Origin of the sequence: Arthrobacter sp. MMS18-M83, from assembly GCF_026683955.1 — a bacterium.
In the GTDB taxonomy this organism is placed as follows: domain Bacteria; phylum Actinomycetota; class Actinomycetes; order Actinomycetales; family Micrococcaceae; genus Arthrobacter.
The window spans coordinates 2,653,925-2,666,797 of the sequence record NZ_CP113343.1; the positions used below are offsets into that span (position 1 = coordinate 2,653,925).

General features: G+C 63.8%; 12 protein-coding genes. 8 read left to right on the plus strand and 4 right to left on the minus strand.

The annotated features are described in order from the left end of the window. Positions 1-3 precede the first annotated feature (3 nt). A complete protein-coding gene (locus OW521_RS12505) occupies positions 4-1,323 on the minus strand; it encodes an extracellular solute-binding protein (protein ID WP_268019961.1) in 1,320 nt (439 codons plus the stop codon). Between the two features lie 291 nt (positions 1,324-1,614). Here OW521_RS12505 and OW521_RS12510 point away from each other — a divergent pair, with 291 nt between their 5' ends. Beyond that, entirely contained in the window at positions 1,615-2,691 is a 1,077-nt protein-coding gene (locus OW521_RS12510) for a LacI family DNA-binding transcriptional regulator (RefSeq protein WP_268019962.1), read from the plus strand. Here the strand turns inward: OW521_RS12510 and chrA are convergent. Beyond that, on the minus strand, positions 2,666-3,865 hold the full coding sequence (gene chrA / locus OW521_RS12515) for a chromate efflux transporter (RefSeq protein WP_268019963.1): 1,200 nt from the start codon (positions 3,863-3,865) through the stop codon (positions 2,666-2,668). The genes OW521_RS12510 and chrA overlap by 26 nt on opposite strands. Positions 3,866-3,887: 22 nt before the next feature. Continuing rightward, a complete protein-coding gene (locus tag OW521_RS12520; RefSeq protein WP_268019964.1) occupies positions 3,888-4,220 on the minus strand; it encodes a hypothetical protein in 333 nt (110 codons plus the stop codon). An 86-nt stretch (positions 4,221-4,306) separates the two neighbouring features. Here OW521_RS12520 and OW521_RS12525 point away from each other — a divergent pair, with 86 nt between their 5' ends. The 3 genes from OW521_RS12525 to OW521_RS12535 all read left to right on the plus strand — a co-directional run bounded on the left by OW521_RS12525 (position 4,307) and on the right by OW521_RS12535 (position 5,972). Then, positions 4,307-4,837, plus strand: a complete 531-nt coding sequence (locus tag OW521_RS12525) for a Chromate resistance protein ChrB (RefSeq protein ID WP_268019965.1) — start codon at positions 4,307-4,309, stop codon at positions 4,835-4,837. Beyond that, the gene (locus tag OW521_RS12530) at positions 4,834-5,085 is read left to right on the plus strand and encodes a chromate resistance protein ChrB domain-containing protein (RefSeq protein WP_268019967.1); all 252 of its coding nucleotides are present in this window, start codon (positions 4,834-4,836) and stop codon (positions 5,083-5,085) included. The genes OW521_RS12525 and OW521_RS12530 overlap by 4 nt, the downstream gene beginning before the upstream one ends. A gap of 200 nt (positions 5,086-5,285) precedes the next feature. Then, on the plus strand, positions 5,286-5,972 hold the full coding sequence (locus OW521_RS12535) for a hypothetical protein (protein WP_268019968.1): 687 nt from the start codon (positions 5,286-5,288) through the stop codon (positions 5,970-5,972). Positions 5,973-5,998: 26 nt separating this feature from the next. On the opposite strand, the gene OW521_RS12540 is transcribed toward OW521_RS12535, so the two are convergent. Further along, complete coding sequence (locus tag OW521_RS12540) at positions 5,999-7,975, minus strand: amino acid transporter (RefSeq protein ID WP_268019969.1); 1,977 nt, start codon at positions 7,973-7,975, stop codon at positions 5,999-6,001. A 367-nt stretch (positions 7,976-8,342) separates the two neighbouring features. Between OW521_RS12540 and OW521_RS12545 the strand changes: the two genes are divergently transcribed. Genes OW521_RS12545 through kdpC form a run of 4 tightly spaced genes read left to right on the plus strand, consistent with a single transcriptional unit; the run spans position 8,343 to position 12,870 of the window. Then, positions 8,343-8,441: a potassium-transporting ATPase subunit F gene (locus tag OW521_RS12545; protein ID WP_078107172.1), complete on the plus strand. Its 99-nt coding sequence runs from the start codon at positions 8,343-8,345 to the stop codon at positions 8,439-8,441. 6 nt (positions 8,442-8,447) lie between these two features. Then, positions 8,448-10,115, plus strand: coding sequence for a potassium-transporting ATPase subunit KdpA (kdpA, locus tag OW521_RS12550; protein WP_268019970.1), 1,668 nt, complete (start codon positions 8,448-8,450; stop codon positions 10,113-10,115). Then, on the plus strand, positions 10,112-12,250 hold the full coding sequence (gene kdpB / locus OW521_RS12555) for a potassium-transporting ATPase subunit KdpB (RefSeq protein ID WP_268019971.1): 2,139 nt from the start codon (positions 10,112-10,114) through the stop codon (positions 12,248-12,250). Before kdpA ends, kdpB begins: the two co-directional genes overlap by 4 nt. Before the next feature lie 8 nt (positions 12,251-12,258). Beyond that, the gene (kdpC, locus tag OW521_RS12560; RefSeq protein WP_268019972.1) at positions 12,259-12,870 is read left to right on the plus strand and encodes a K(+)-transporting ATPase subunit C; all 612 of its coding nucleotides are present in this window, start codon (positions 12,259-12,261) and stop codon (positions 12,868-12,870) included. The last annotated feature ends 3 nt before the right edge of the window (positions 12,871-12,873 follow it).

Below are 12,873 nucleotides of genomic sequence, written 5' to 3' on the forward strand. Positions count from 1 at the left end.
TGGTTACTTTCCGATCGTTGCGTTCATGGTTGTGACGAACTGATCGGGGCTGATCTTCTTCAGGAAGATCTGGTCCAGGTTCGCCAGCATGGCGTCTCCCTGTGCGGGGCTGAGGGCCTGGTCCCAGGAGAGGGTGAAGCTCGGGGCGTTCTTGGCCATGCCGTACACGTAGCTCAAGAAGTCCTTGTCCGGCGATGCTGCCAGCTTGCTCTCGATGCCCGTGGTCACGGGAACGGCTCCGGAATCGATCAGGGCCTGGGTGTCAGCGTCGGTGAACATTCCGCTCTTGACGTAGTCGAGCGCAGCCTTCTTCTGGCTGTCAGTGGCCTTGGAGGAGATCGACCAGAAGTTGGAAGGGTTGCCCACCACGTTGGCCGGATCGCCCTTGCCTCCGGAAACGCTCGGGAACGTGATGTAGCCCAGCTTGCCGCTCTTGACGAAGTCCGCTGCGTCCTTCTTCATGCCCTGGTAGATCCAGCCGCCCTGCAGGATCATGGCGGCCTTGCCGGTGTAGAGGAGCGCCTGGTCGGCGTTGCTGTCGGCAGCGATGGAGGAGAAGCCGTTCACGAATCCGCCGGCGTCAACCAGTTCCTGGATCTTGGTCAGGGCTTCCTTGACGGCGGGATCGGACCAGGCGCCGGGCTTGTTCGCGGCGATGTTCGCGAAGGCGTCGGGTCCGCCGATGCGCTCAACAAGGTATTCGAGCCACATCAGGTCAGGCCACTTGGACTGGCCACCCAGGGAGAAGGGGGCAATACCGGCTGCTTTGAACTTCGGCACCAGCGCCATCAGCTCATCCCAGGTCTTGGGGGCTTGTGCGCCGATCTTGTCGAAGATTTCCTTGTTGAAATACAGGACGACCGGCTGCACGTTGTTGTTCGGCAGGGCATAGGTCTTGCCGTTGATCACGCCATTCTTGAGCACGGACGGAAGGTAGCGGCTCTTGACGTCCGGGTTTGACCCGATGAAATCGGACATGTCGGCCACCTGGCCGGAGTCGACGTAGGACTTCAAGACTCCGCCGCCCCACCCATAGATGAAGGTAGGTCCCTGGCCAGCGCCGACGGCGGTGCGGACCTTGGTCTTGTACGCGTCGTTCGCGAAGAAGTCGAGCTTGATGGCCTCATCCGGGTGAGCTTTGTTCCACGCGTCGATGGACTTCTGGAGCACGGGCTGGTTGCCGCCCGTAAGGCCCCACATGGTGGTCGAATCGGCGTTGCCCGCCGAACCGGCCGGTCCGCTGGAACCACAGGCAGCGAGGGAGAGTGACACGGCCGCAGCAGTGACGGCGATCGCTGCTGAACGCAACGTGAGTTTTACCATTTGCATTTCCATTCGTCCTCCGGGCTCGACGCTGATTGCCCGGCTATTGGTTTCGGGAGTCCGGCCTTCAGGTATGAGGCTGCACTGCCGCTGACACTGAGTACGCTTTGCGGATTCGTCGAAATATTTCGACATTACTTTCGGTCCGTCAAGCAAATTTAGCTGTGGCCTGCGTCACCGTCAAGGACTTTCTGGCATAAAGTTCAACTCTTTTACGAAATGATGATTGACTCTGCTGGCGTTGACGCCCAGACTTGTGGGACCGAAATATTTCGAAAGAGTAGGGGAGTCATGGCCAGCAATGAACGCCCGGCCAAGCTGACATTGGCCGCGATTGCGCGGGAGGCGGGCGTCTCGATGCCGACGGTCTCGAAGGTAGTCAACGGGCGCGAGGACGTTGCCGCCGCCACTCGCGCCAAGGTTCTGACTGCCTTGGAGCGGACGGGGTACAAGTCACCGCTTCAGCGAAAAAACATCGCTGGCCGGCGGCCCGTGGTGGAGGTAGTGCTGGACACCTTGAACTCGGCGTATGGAGTGGAAGTGCTCAATGGCGTGCTGGAGCACGCGGCCGCATCCGACGTCGAAGTCCTCCTCAACATCACGGGCCAACAAGGTGCGTCGACACTTAGCCCGGAGCAACGGGCCCAGCGGATCATCGACGAGGGGCGCAGCGGCATGATCGTGGTGACCTCGGCCTTCAGTTCGGCTCAGTTGGATCCATTCCGACGGCGGCACATACCCATCGTTGTCATTGACCCGCTCAACCCGCCGCCGGATGACGTGGTCAGCGTGGGCGCCAGCAACTGGGCGGGCGGCAAGTCTGCCACGGCCCATTTACTGGATCTGGGTCACCGGCGAATCGCCTACCTGGGCGGGCCGGAAGCCGCGGAATGCAACCAAGCGCGGCTTCACGGCTACATGGCCGCACTGATGGCGAACGGTGTGCCGGTCGAGGAGCGCTACATCCTGTCAGGGCCTTTCCGGTCCGAGAGCGGTGTGGCGGGAATGAAGACCCTGCTTCAGCTTGAAGAGCGCCCAACTGCGATCTTCGCCGCAAGCGACAGCATCGCTTTGGGAGTCCTCGCCGAGGCGCGTCGGCAAAAGATCCGCATCCCCGAGGACATTAGTGTGGTCGGTTTTGACGGCACCTACCAGGCGGAAGAATCGGTGCCTCCCCTGACATCTGTGTCCCAGCCGCTGCAGGAGATGGGCCGCGCCGCCTTGCGGTTCGTGCTGCGGCAAATGCGAGGCGATGCGGTGGATTCACGCAGGGTGGAACTTGCCACGCACCTCGTGGTCCGCGAATCCACGGCGCCTCGGGTCCCCGAGCAGGATAAGGCCGTCAGCGGTGTAGGAGGAGGCCGATGAGGCCGGCGGCAAGGACGATGTAGGGTTCATTGATTTTGAAGCGCCAGAGCAGACCGAGGGAGGCCAGGGCGATGGCCGCGGTGGTCCAGTCGGTGACGGCCTCCCGGGTGAGAATGACGACGGCTCCGGAGAGGGCTCCCGCCGCCGCGGCGGTGGCGCCGGCGACGAAAGCTTTGACTTGTTTGTTGTCGCGGTGGCGGATGAACCAGCGTCCCGGCAGGACGACGGCGAGGTAGATCGGGGTGAATATCCCCACGGTGGCGACGACGGCCCCCGGAAAACCGGCGACGAGGTAGCCGATGAAGCCCGCGGTGATCACCACGGGGCCTGGTGTGATCAGGCCCATTGCGACGGCGTCGAGGAACTGGCCCTGGTCCAGCCAGTGGTGCTGGGCGACGACGCCGTCACGCAGCAGGGGCACTATCGCCAGGCCGGAACCGAAGACCAGAGCCCCGGTCTGGAGGAAGAACAGTCCCAGGGCCAGCAGTGTTCCGCCCGCGGCGACGGGGGCGGCCAACAACGCCAGGGGCAGCAGGAGTGCCTGTGAAGCCGGAGGTTCCGGCCCGGCGGGCGGCTTGGGGGCGCGGTGGCGCAATCGGGGCCAGCGCAATTTCGGGCGCGCGTCCAGCAGCAGGATCGCCAGCCCGGCGCCCAGGATCAGCGGGATGGGTTCGGATCCGGTCAGCGCCGTCACGGCGAAAACGACGCCGCTGATCGCCCAGAGCCTCCAGTCCCGCCGGTCCGTGAGCTTCAGGAGTTTATAAGCGGCGATCGTGATGATTGCCATGACTGCGGGGGCGATGCCGTAGAAGAGGGCCTGGACGATCCCGAGCCCTGAGAATTCGGCGTAGAGCGCGCCGACGGCCACCACAATCGCGAAGGACGGGGCGATGAACGCCGCGGCGACGGCGAACGCTCCCCAAGCTCCGCGTTGAAGGTATCCGATCCACATGGCCACCTGGGCTGCGAGGGGGCCGGGCATCGTCTGGCCCAGGGCAACCCCGTCGAGGAAGTCCTTCCGGTCGATCCAACCGCGCTGTTCGACCAGGTCCCTTTGCATGTACCCGACGGTGGCGATCGGCCCGCCGAACCCGATAGTTCCCAGCCGCAGGAAGTAGAACACGAATCGGCGGAACGGTACGGGTTCCTGTTCCGGCAAGGCTTCAGGGTTCACGGGCTGCGCTGCTCCGTTCCGGTCAGAGGATGACGACGTTGACGATGAACGCGACCAGGGCACCGGCAAGGACCGGGGCGGCCTTGCGCGGAAGGCTCCGGTCGAGGACGGCAACAACAGCCGGGGGAAGTCCGCCGGCGATCAGGCACACCGCGTCCCCGACGCTGACGGCGGGCATGAAGTCCTCGTTCAGGAGCAGTATGTTGGCCAGTACCCGCCAGGCGATGACGGCCACAAGGGTGCCTGCCGCGGCGGCAACCAGATTGGCAGCCGGCCAGCGCGCAAAACGGGAGGCAAGGGCCACCGCGGCGGCCGCAATAATCGCGGAGATCACAATGAGCAAGGGCGAAATCATGTCTTCTCCTGAGGCCGTGAAGGGCGCGTACAGCGCGTCCGGACTGAACCATACCAGTTCAAGGTAACCACGGTTACAATTCTAGGGTGAAGAGTGAACCACTGATACCCGGCGGCTGGGTCCTGCTCAACTACCGGATCCCGCGGGTGCCCTCGAGCCCCAGGGTGGCGGTCTGGCGGCGGCTCCAGGCCCTGGGCGTGGCGCAGCTCGGCGATGGGCTGGTGGCCCTGCCCGCCGACGCACGGACCCGCGAGCATTTCGACTGGATCGCCGGGGACATCACGGACCACGGGGGCACGGCGGCCGTCTGGCTCGGTCAGCCCGCCTCGAAAGCCCTGGAACGGAGCATCGCCGAAGCCATGGCCCAGGAACGACGGCAGGAATACCTGGCCCTGGCCGACGACGCCCGGGAGGCTCTCTGGCTCGAAGAAGCCGCACGGGTCCGGACCGCGAAACGCTTGCGCGCACAGCTGCGGAAAATCAACCGCCGCGACTACTTCCCGCCGCCTGAACGTGCCCTCGCCGCCGAAGCCATCGCAGGGGTCCTCGCCCCGCGCGACACCCTGACCGAGAACACCGCCGCCGCCGAAAGGGTTCCGGCCAGAGGTACCCGATGAAGTGGGCCACGAGGTCGGGAATGCACGTCGACCGGGCAGGCTGCGCCTGGCTGATTCGCCGGATGATCGACCCCGCCGCGGACTTCGTGTTCGTCGACGCCCCCGCCGCCCCCGGCCTGGACATCATCATCCGGGGCCTGTCCTTGGCACTGGACGACGACACCGTCCTGGGGATCACCGGTACGGTGTTCGACGGCCTCTACGAATACTTCAAACGAAGCATGATCCTGGGCCGCAACCCTGCGTGACCACCCGCCAACAGTCTTCGGGTCCCCTATAACGTGCCAAAGCTTGAGCCAGGCTCATTAAGAAGTGCTAAATCTCCGCTGGCCGGCGTATGGAAACCATTAAGACCCATAGCTGCTGACCTGTTCGGTGATCTGATGAAAGGGAGAAACCCGTGGCCCGGCGGGTTTTGGACGAGCCCTCTACAGGAGCTGGATTCACCATGAAACGCATCGTCATAACCAAGGGGACGGCTCCCGACGAATCTGTCCCTGGCACGGCTCCCGACGAATCTGTCCCTGGCACGGCTCCGCAGCCGCGCCCGAAAGACTACGTCGTGGTCGATGACATCGGCGAGTTCACCTACTATCCGTCCGAGACCGCCATGCTCGAAGACTTGGAGTACGTTGACGAAGCTGCCTGCATTCTCGATCGGGCCGGCCACGACTATCGTCTGACACTGGATAAGGACAGGAACCTCTGCCTTGGCCCCTCGCTCGGCCCCGTGGAGTTCGGCTGGCTCCGCCAGGCTTGGACGAGCAACCAACACCGGACACCGCAGGCCCATCGCTTGCACCGCTTCTTCCCAGCCACCCGGGAGGCCCTCCTGACCGGGCTGTTTGAGACGCTTTCCCTTGAACGAGGCACGAGGGAAAGCGACACCTGGGTCCTGGACGTCGACGGCGAAGAAACGCGCCCGGCGACGCTCAAGGAAGTCGATGGCTTCCTCGCCGGACTCGATCACCTCGAACGGGCGACGGTGCACGACCCCTTCGGACACGACTACCGGCCCGTCCGCCATGCTACGCATCGGTTCCGGGCGCTCGGCGCCGGCGCGATCTATTACGTGGAGATCGACCCCCACGCGCCGAATCGCCAAGCCTCCAGCCTCGACGACGGCCGATCGTAGTAGACGGAAAAGACCCTCCGCCGTGGTCAGCCGACGTGGACCCAGGGGCGCCGTGTGATATCGGGTTCGGCTTCACGAAGGACTTCGCGGGTTACCGGGGCGATCTCACCTTCGCCGAGGAACAGGAAGCGCAGGAGATTGATGACCGGGTTGCCTTCAGTCCAGCGGAAGTAGATGTGCGGCATGAGGCCCGTCACGTCCCGGATATGCAGGAGCACCGAGGCGATGGTGTTGGGGACCACGGGTCCGTGCACTTCCAGGATCTGATGTCCGTGGCGCGTGACACCACGGACTTCAAGTGCGGTTTCGAAGTCGGAAGAATCGTCCACGATCACTTCCAGGAAGAGCGCCTGGTAGTCGACCGGAATGTGGCTGACCTCGATGGCTGACGTGAGTTTGTCCCGGTACGCCTCCGCGGTGAGGCGGAGGGGTTCGTGGGCGATGAGCGCGATCGGGCCGCTCAGATTGGTGGACATGAATTCCAGTGCCTGGCGGTCCAGGTGGACGTGGGTGGCGTGCAGCTCAAAGGAGCGCCGGACCCGGGAAAGCAGGGAGATCACGATGATCCCCACGATAAAGATCGCGGCGATCCGGATGCCTTCGGGACGCTCGAACATGTTGGCGATGGTGGTGTAGACGAAGACCACTGCGATGATCCCGAATCCGACCGTGCGCTTGCGCTGCCTCAAGCGGCGGGCCGAGAGGGTCACCGCCACGGCTGCCGAGGTCATCAGCACCAACACGCCGGTCGCATACGCACCACCCTGGGCGTCGACGTCGGCGTTGAACAGGAAAGTGATCAGGAACCCGATGAGAGTGAACACCAAGACCAGCGGACGCACTGCTTTGGCCCACTCCGGAGCCATTCCGTAGCGGGGGAGGTAGCGGGGCACAAGGTTCAGCAGGCCGGCCATGGCGGAGGCGCCTGCGAACCAGAGGATGGCGATGGTGCTCAGGTCGTAGACGGTGCCGAACCCCACCCCAAGGTACTGGTGTGCCAAGAATGCCAAGGCGCGGCCGTCGGCCTGGCCGCCGGGCTGGAATTCCTGCTCCGGGATCAGCACCACCGTGATGAAGCTGGTGGCAAGCAGGAACGAACTCATGATCACAGCGGCTGAGGTGAGCAGTCTCCGGGCGCCCTTGATGCGGGCAACGGGATTGTCTTCGGTGTCGCCGAGGGCCCCTTTGATCTGCGGCATGACAGCGACGCCGGTCTCGAAGCCGGACATGCCTAGCGCCAGTTTGGGGAAAACCACCAAGGCAATGCCGACCACCATCAGCGGGTTTCCATGGGAAGTGGACAGCGCCGTCCACCAGTCGGTGACGGCTGCGGGATGGGCAACGACTTCAGCCAGTGTGACCACCACGAGCACGACGTTCAAGCCCAGATAAAGGACGACGAGGGCAACGGCGACCCCGATCGCTTCCTTGAATCCTCGCAGGAATACGGCGGCGAGTAGTGCTAGCAGGAACAGCGTGACCGCGACATTTTGGCCTTGCAACCAGCCGGGCGCAATCGGGTTCTGGATCAGGTGGGCAGTGGCATCTGCTGCGGATAGGGTCATGGTGATCATGAAGTCGGTCGCGGCGAAGCCCAGCAGCACCAGGACGAAGAATTTGCCGGTCCAGCGCGGCATCAGGCGCTCCAACATGGCGATTGATCCCTCACCGCGGGGGCTTTCGCCCGCAACCCGGTGGTAGACCGGAAGGGCGCCAAGCAAAGTGAGGCCAACCAGGACTAAGGTGGCGATCGGGGAAATCACCCCCGCTGCCAATACTGCAATCGCCGGCGCGTAACCCAGGCTGGAGAAATAGTCGACGCCGGTGAGGCACATGACCTGCCACCACGAGTGCTTCTTCAGATGGGCATCGCCCACCGCGCCGGGGCCCTGGTGCGATCCTTTGGAGTCCTGCAGTCCGAACAGCAGCCAAGTCCGCAAGGAGGCCATGCCCCCGGGCCTTGGTGCCGAAGGATCAGCTGGCGGCCTGCTCAAGGTAGTCATGGTGTCCTTTCCGCGCGACGCGCAGCACCGCGATCATTGCTGAAGATAGCACCGATTGCAGGTCTATTTGCTGGTTGAAGGGGATCTTGATGAATCCTTAACGGCCATGGCCCCGGAATCCACGCTGCACCTGTTAAGAAGCCGTCAAGATTCGGCCATGCCGTGTTAAGGAACCATCAGGAACCGCTTTTCGCCGCCTGCCGAGGAGTTGACTGGCATCAGCCCCGCAAACGGGGCGCGGATGAAAGGACGTTCCAGTGGCCGACGTGGCTGTTGTGGGGATCTTCGTGGTGTCCATGGGGATCGTGATGTGGATAGCCCACCTTTTGGGCAAAATTGTCGACGGCGACGGGCCGGTGAACGGGCAATGAGCGCGGACGCCGTGATGTGGTTGGTCCTGTTCATTGCAGGCCTGTGTCTCTTCGGCTACCTGTTGGCCGTCTTGATCCACCCGGAAAAGTGGTGATTCCGGATGGTTTTCAGCATTGCCTCCTTCGCCACCCAGGTGGCCATTCTGCTCTTGCTGCTGGTCTTGATACACAAGCCGCTGGGCATTTATCTCGCCGGCGTGTTTGAGGGCAAGAAGTCAACCCGTGCGGAGCGGCTGTTCTACAGGCTGGCCGGGGTGGATGTGGGCGCGGAACAGAGCTGGTCCGTTTACCTGCGCAGCGTCTTGGTCTTCTCCGCCGTCTCCATCCTGGTGGTGTTCCTGCTCCAGCGGCTGCAAGGCGTCCTGCCCGGGAACAATTCCCTGCCTGGCGTAGATCCTTGGACGGCCATGAACACGGCCATCTCCTTTGCCACGAACACCAATTGGCAGACGTACACCCCAGAGACCACCATGGGCATCTTCGTGCAGATGTGCCTGCTTGCCGTGCAGAACTTCCTCTCTGCCGCCGTCGGAATCGTAGTGGTGGTCGCTCTGATCCGTGGCATCGCGCGGACCCGGACGGACAGGTTGGGGAATTTCTGGGTGGATCTTGCCCGCACCTCGTTCCGTGTACTTCTCCCGATGGCTGCGCTCGCGGCCATCGTGATGGTGATTGGCGGTGTGGTGCAGAATTTCTGGTCAACCGACGTCGTCAACCAGGCGACAGGTGTCACCCAGACCATCCCTGGTGGGCCAGTGGCCTCCCAGGAAGCCATCAAGATCCTGGGAACCAACGGCGGCGGTTACTTCAATGCCAACTCGGCGCACCCGTTCGAGAACCCGAACGTCTTCATCAGCATGTTCCAGGTCTTCTTGATCCTGCTCATCCCCTTTGCTTTGCCGTACGCCTATGGCCGTATGGTCGGGGACCAGCGGCAGGGCTACACGGTAGCCGCGGTCATGGGCACGCTCTGGTTGAGCTCGACGGCATTGATGGGCTGGGCCGTTGCCTCCGCACAGGGAACGGCAACCGCTGCTGCCGGAGGTTTGGGGGAAGGCTTCGAGCAGCGCTTCGGCGCCGCCCAAAGCTCAATCTTTGCCACGGCCACCACGCTGACTTCCACCGGGGCCATCAATGTTGCCCACGATTCCCTGCCGCCCTTGGCCGGCGGCGTCGCCATGGTGAACATGATGCTCGGTGAAGTGGCCCCCGGCGGCACGGGATCAGGGCTCTATGGCCTGCTCATCCTCGCGATTGTCTCGGTGTTCATCGCCGGGCTCATGGTGGGCCGCACTCCGGAATTCCTGGGCAAGAAAATCGGACCCCGGGAAATGAAGCTCGCGGCGATGTACATCTTGGTGACGCCCGTTGTCGTGCTGGCCACGGCCGGAGTCACGGTCCTGCTCCCGGACGCCGTGGCCAACGCGCCGGCCTCCGGTCCGCACCAGTTCAGTGAAGTGCTCTATGCCTTCACGTCCGGAGCCAACAACAACGGCTCCGCTTTCGCCGGGATCACCACCTCCGGCCCCTACCTGTCCGCGATGATGGGAATCGCCATGCTGCTGGGCCGCTATCTGCCCATCGTGCTGGTGTTGGCCCTGGCCGGTTCCCTGGCGAAACAACCCAAGATCCCGGCATCCTCCGGAACCGTCCCCACCCATGGCTGGCTCTTCGGCTCCCTCTTGCTCAGCGTCACAGTGATCATGACCGCCTTGAGCTACTTCCCGGCCCTCGCCCTGGGCCCCCTCGCAGAAGGACTCCTCAAATGACCAAGTCCGGCACGGCATTCGCCAAGGACACCGCCGCCCAGACCTACGCAGACGGCAATCCCCTGGGCACTCCCGGGGAGCACAAGCATCACACCAAGGCGCCAGCCAAACTGGACCTTGCCAGCATCCGTTCCGCGCTGCCGGTTGCCGTGCGGAAACTGGGGCCACGCCAGATGATCCACTCTCCGGTGATGTTCACCGTGCTCGTGGGGGCTGCCCTCTGCACAGCCATCTGCATTCTCAAGCCGGCCGTGTTCGGCATCTCGGTGACGATCTGGCTTTGGCTGACGGTGCTCTTCGGAACCCTCTCGGAAGCCATTGCTGAGGGCCGCGGCAAGGCCCAAGCAGACAGCCTACGGGCCAGCAGGAAAGGCGTTGTCGCCAGGCTCCGCCAGGCCGACGGCACCCTCAAGGAGGTGCCGGGAACTGAATTGCGGAAGAACGACGTCGTCATCTGCGAAGCCGGGGATGTCATCCCCTCCGATGGTGAGATCATCGAAGGCTTGGCGAGCGTGGACGAATCCACGATTACCGGTGAATCGGCGCCTGTCATTCGTGAATCGGGCGGCGACCGTTCTTCGGTGACCGGGGGCACTAAGGTCCTCTCGGACCGGATCGCCATCCGCATCACGGCGGAAGCCGGCGAGACGTTCATCGACCGGATGATCAAGCTCGTGGAAGGCGCCGTCAGGCAGAAGACGCCCAACGAAATCGCACTCCACGTCCTCCTTGTCTCCCTGACTATCGTGTTCCTGGCGGTCACCATGAGCCTGGCACCGTTCGCGTCCCTCGCGGGCGCAACGCCATCGCCGATCGTCTTGGTGGCGCTCTTGGTTTGCCTGATCCCGACGACCATCGGGGCGTTGGTGCCGGCAATCGGCATCGCGGGCATGGACCGCCTTGTGCAGCACAACGTGTTGGCCACCTCCGGCCGTGCCGTGGAGACCGCTGGAGACATCACCACGCTCCTGCTCGACAAGACCGGCACCATCACCTACGGGAACCGGCGCGCGGTTGATTTCTTCCCTGCCCTCGACGTCGGGCGAACCGAACTCATCGAAGCGGCCCGGCTCTCCAGCCTGGCCGACGAGACGCCCGAAGGACGTTCGATCGTGGAGCTTGCAACAGAAAAGGGTGTCAGCGGCCCGGACCTCGCTGCGCTCCTGAAGGGATCGGAGGACTTCGCGGTTGTCGAGTTCAGCGCGAGCACGCGCATGAGCGGCCTGGACCTCGACGGACGGAAGATCCGCAAGGGCGCCGCAACCGCCGTCGCAAAGTTTGTCGCAGACGCCGGCGGTCAGACACCCGTCGAGGTGGACCGCAAAGTGCGGGAGATCTCGGCCCAGGGTGGCACCCCACTGTTGGTGGCCGGCGTCGGGCACGACGGCGGAGCCCGGGTCCTGGGCACTATCCATCTGGCCGATGTGGTCAAGCCGGGCATGCACGCCCGTTTCGCCGAACTACGGCGGATGGGCATCCGGACGGTGATGATCACGGGCGACAACCCCATTACGGCGAAGGCGATCGCCGCCGAGGCAGGCGTCGACGATTTCGTCGCCGAAGCCACCCCTGAAGACAAACTCGCAGTCATCAAGGACGAACAGGCGCAGGGCCGGCTGGTGGCCATGACCGGCGACGGCACCAACGATGCCCCCGCGCTCGCCGCGGCGGACGTCGGCGTCGCCATGAACTCAGGCACTCCGGCAGCCAAGGAAGCCGCGAACATGGTGGATTTGGATTCGGATCCCACCAAGCTCATCAACATTGTGGGAATCGGCAAACAGTTGCTCATCACCCGCGGTGCCCTGACCACTTTCTCGGTCGCGAACGACGTCGCAAAGTACTTCGCGATCGTTCCAGCATTGTTCACGGCGGCGTTTCCGGGGCTCGGCCTCTTGAACATCATGGGCCTGTCCTCGCCGTCGTCGGCCATCTTGTCCGCCGTGATCTTCAACGCCCTGATCATCATTGCCTTGGTTCCGCTCGCCTTGCGCGGCGTCAAATACCGGGCAGTCTCGGCGACGCAGGCCTTGGCCAGGAACCTGGCGATCTATGGCCTCGGAGGCCTTGTGGCACCTTTCATCGGGATCAAGCTCATCGACGTTCTCATTTCCTTCATCCCCGGCATCGGCTAGGAGTCACCATGAACACCTTTCCCGGCTATCTTCGGCAAGCAGGAACGGCACTGCGGTTCCTGCTCCTCGCCACCGTTGTCCTCGGATTGATCTACCCGCTGGCGATTTTCGGTATCGGCCAGGCTGTTGCGCCGTTCCAGGCCAATGGCTCCATCGTGAAAGACTCGGCCGGCCGTCCAGCCGCCTCGGCGCTGATCGCGCAGGTCGTAGCCGATGAAGCCGGCACCCAGAACAAGCTGTGGTTCCATGCCCGCCCCTCGGCGGCCAAGTGGGACCCGGGGGCGTCCACTGCCAGCAACCTGGGACCCAACGATCCCAAACTGCTCGACGCCGTCAAGGCCAATCGCGCCGCTATCGCCGACGCCGAGGGGGTCAAGGAATCAGACGTCCCCGCCGACGCCGTGACGGCGAGTGGTTCCGGCCTGGATCCGCAGATCTCAGTGGCCTACGCCCGCCTCCAGGTGACCAGGGTGGCCAAGGCGCACGGGCTGAGTCCTGACACGGTGCAGGCCATGGTGGACCGGCGCACGGTCACTGGGCTTGAGGCCTTCCTGGGGCAGCCCTCGGTCAATGTCACGGAACTGAACCTGGACGTAGCGTCAGCGGCGCCGGCCAAGTGACGG

Bases quoted from the DNA above. Each gene is read 5' to 3' on its own strand.
- OW521_RS12505 (WP_268019961.1), bottom strand. From the start codon at position 1,323: ATGGTAAAACTCACGTTGCGTTCAGCAGCGATCGCCGTCACTGCTGCG.
- OW521_RS12510 (WP_268019962.1), top strand. From the start codon at position 1,615: ATGGCCAGCAATGAACGCCCGGCCAAGCTGACATTGGCCGCGATTGCG.
- OW521_RS12520 (WP_268019964.1), bottom strand. From the start codon at position 4,220: ATGATTTCGCCCTTGCTCATTGTGATCTCCGCGATTATTGCGGCCGCC.
- OW521_RS12530 (WP_268019967.1), top strand. From the start codon at position 4,834: ATGAAGTGGGCCACGAGGTCGGGAATGCACGTCGACCGGGCAGGCTGC.
- OW521_RS12535 (WP_268019968.1), top strand. From the start codon at position 5,286: ATGAAACGCATCGTCATAACCAAGGGGACGGCTCCCGACGAATCTGTC.
- OW521_RS12540 (WP_268019969.1), bottom strand. From the start codon at position 7,975: ATGACTACCTTGAGCAGGCCGCCAGCTGATCCTTCGGCACCAAGGCCC.
- OW521_RS12545 (WP_078107172.1), top strand. From the start codon at position 8,343: ATGAGCGCGGACGCCGTGATGTGGTTGGTCCTGTTCATTGCAGGCCTG.
- kdpA (WP_268019970.1), top strand. From the start codon at position 8,448: ATGGTTTTCAGCATTGCCTCCTTCGCCACCCAGGTGGCCATTCTGCTC.
- kdpB (WP_268019971.1), top strand. From the start codon at position 10,112: ATGACCAAGTCCGGCACGGCATTCGCCAAGGACACCGCCGCCCAGACC.
- kdpC (WP_268019972.1), top strand. From the start codon at position 12,259: ATGAACACCTTTCCCGGCTATCTTCGGCAAGCAGGAACGGCACTGCGG.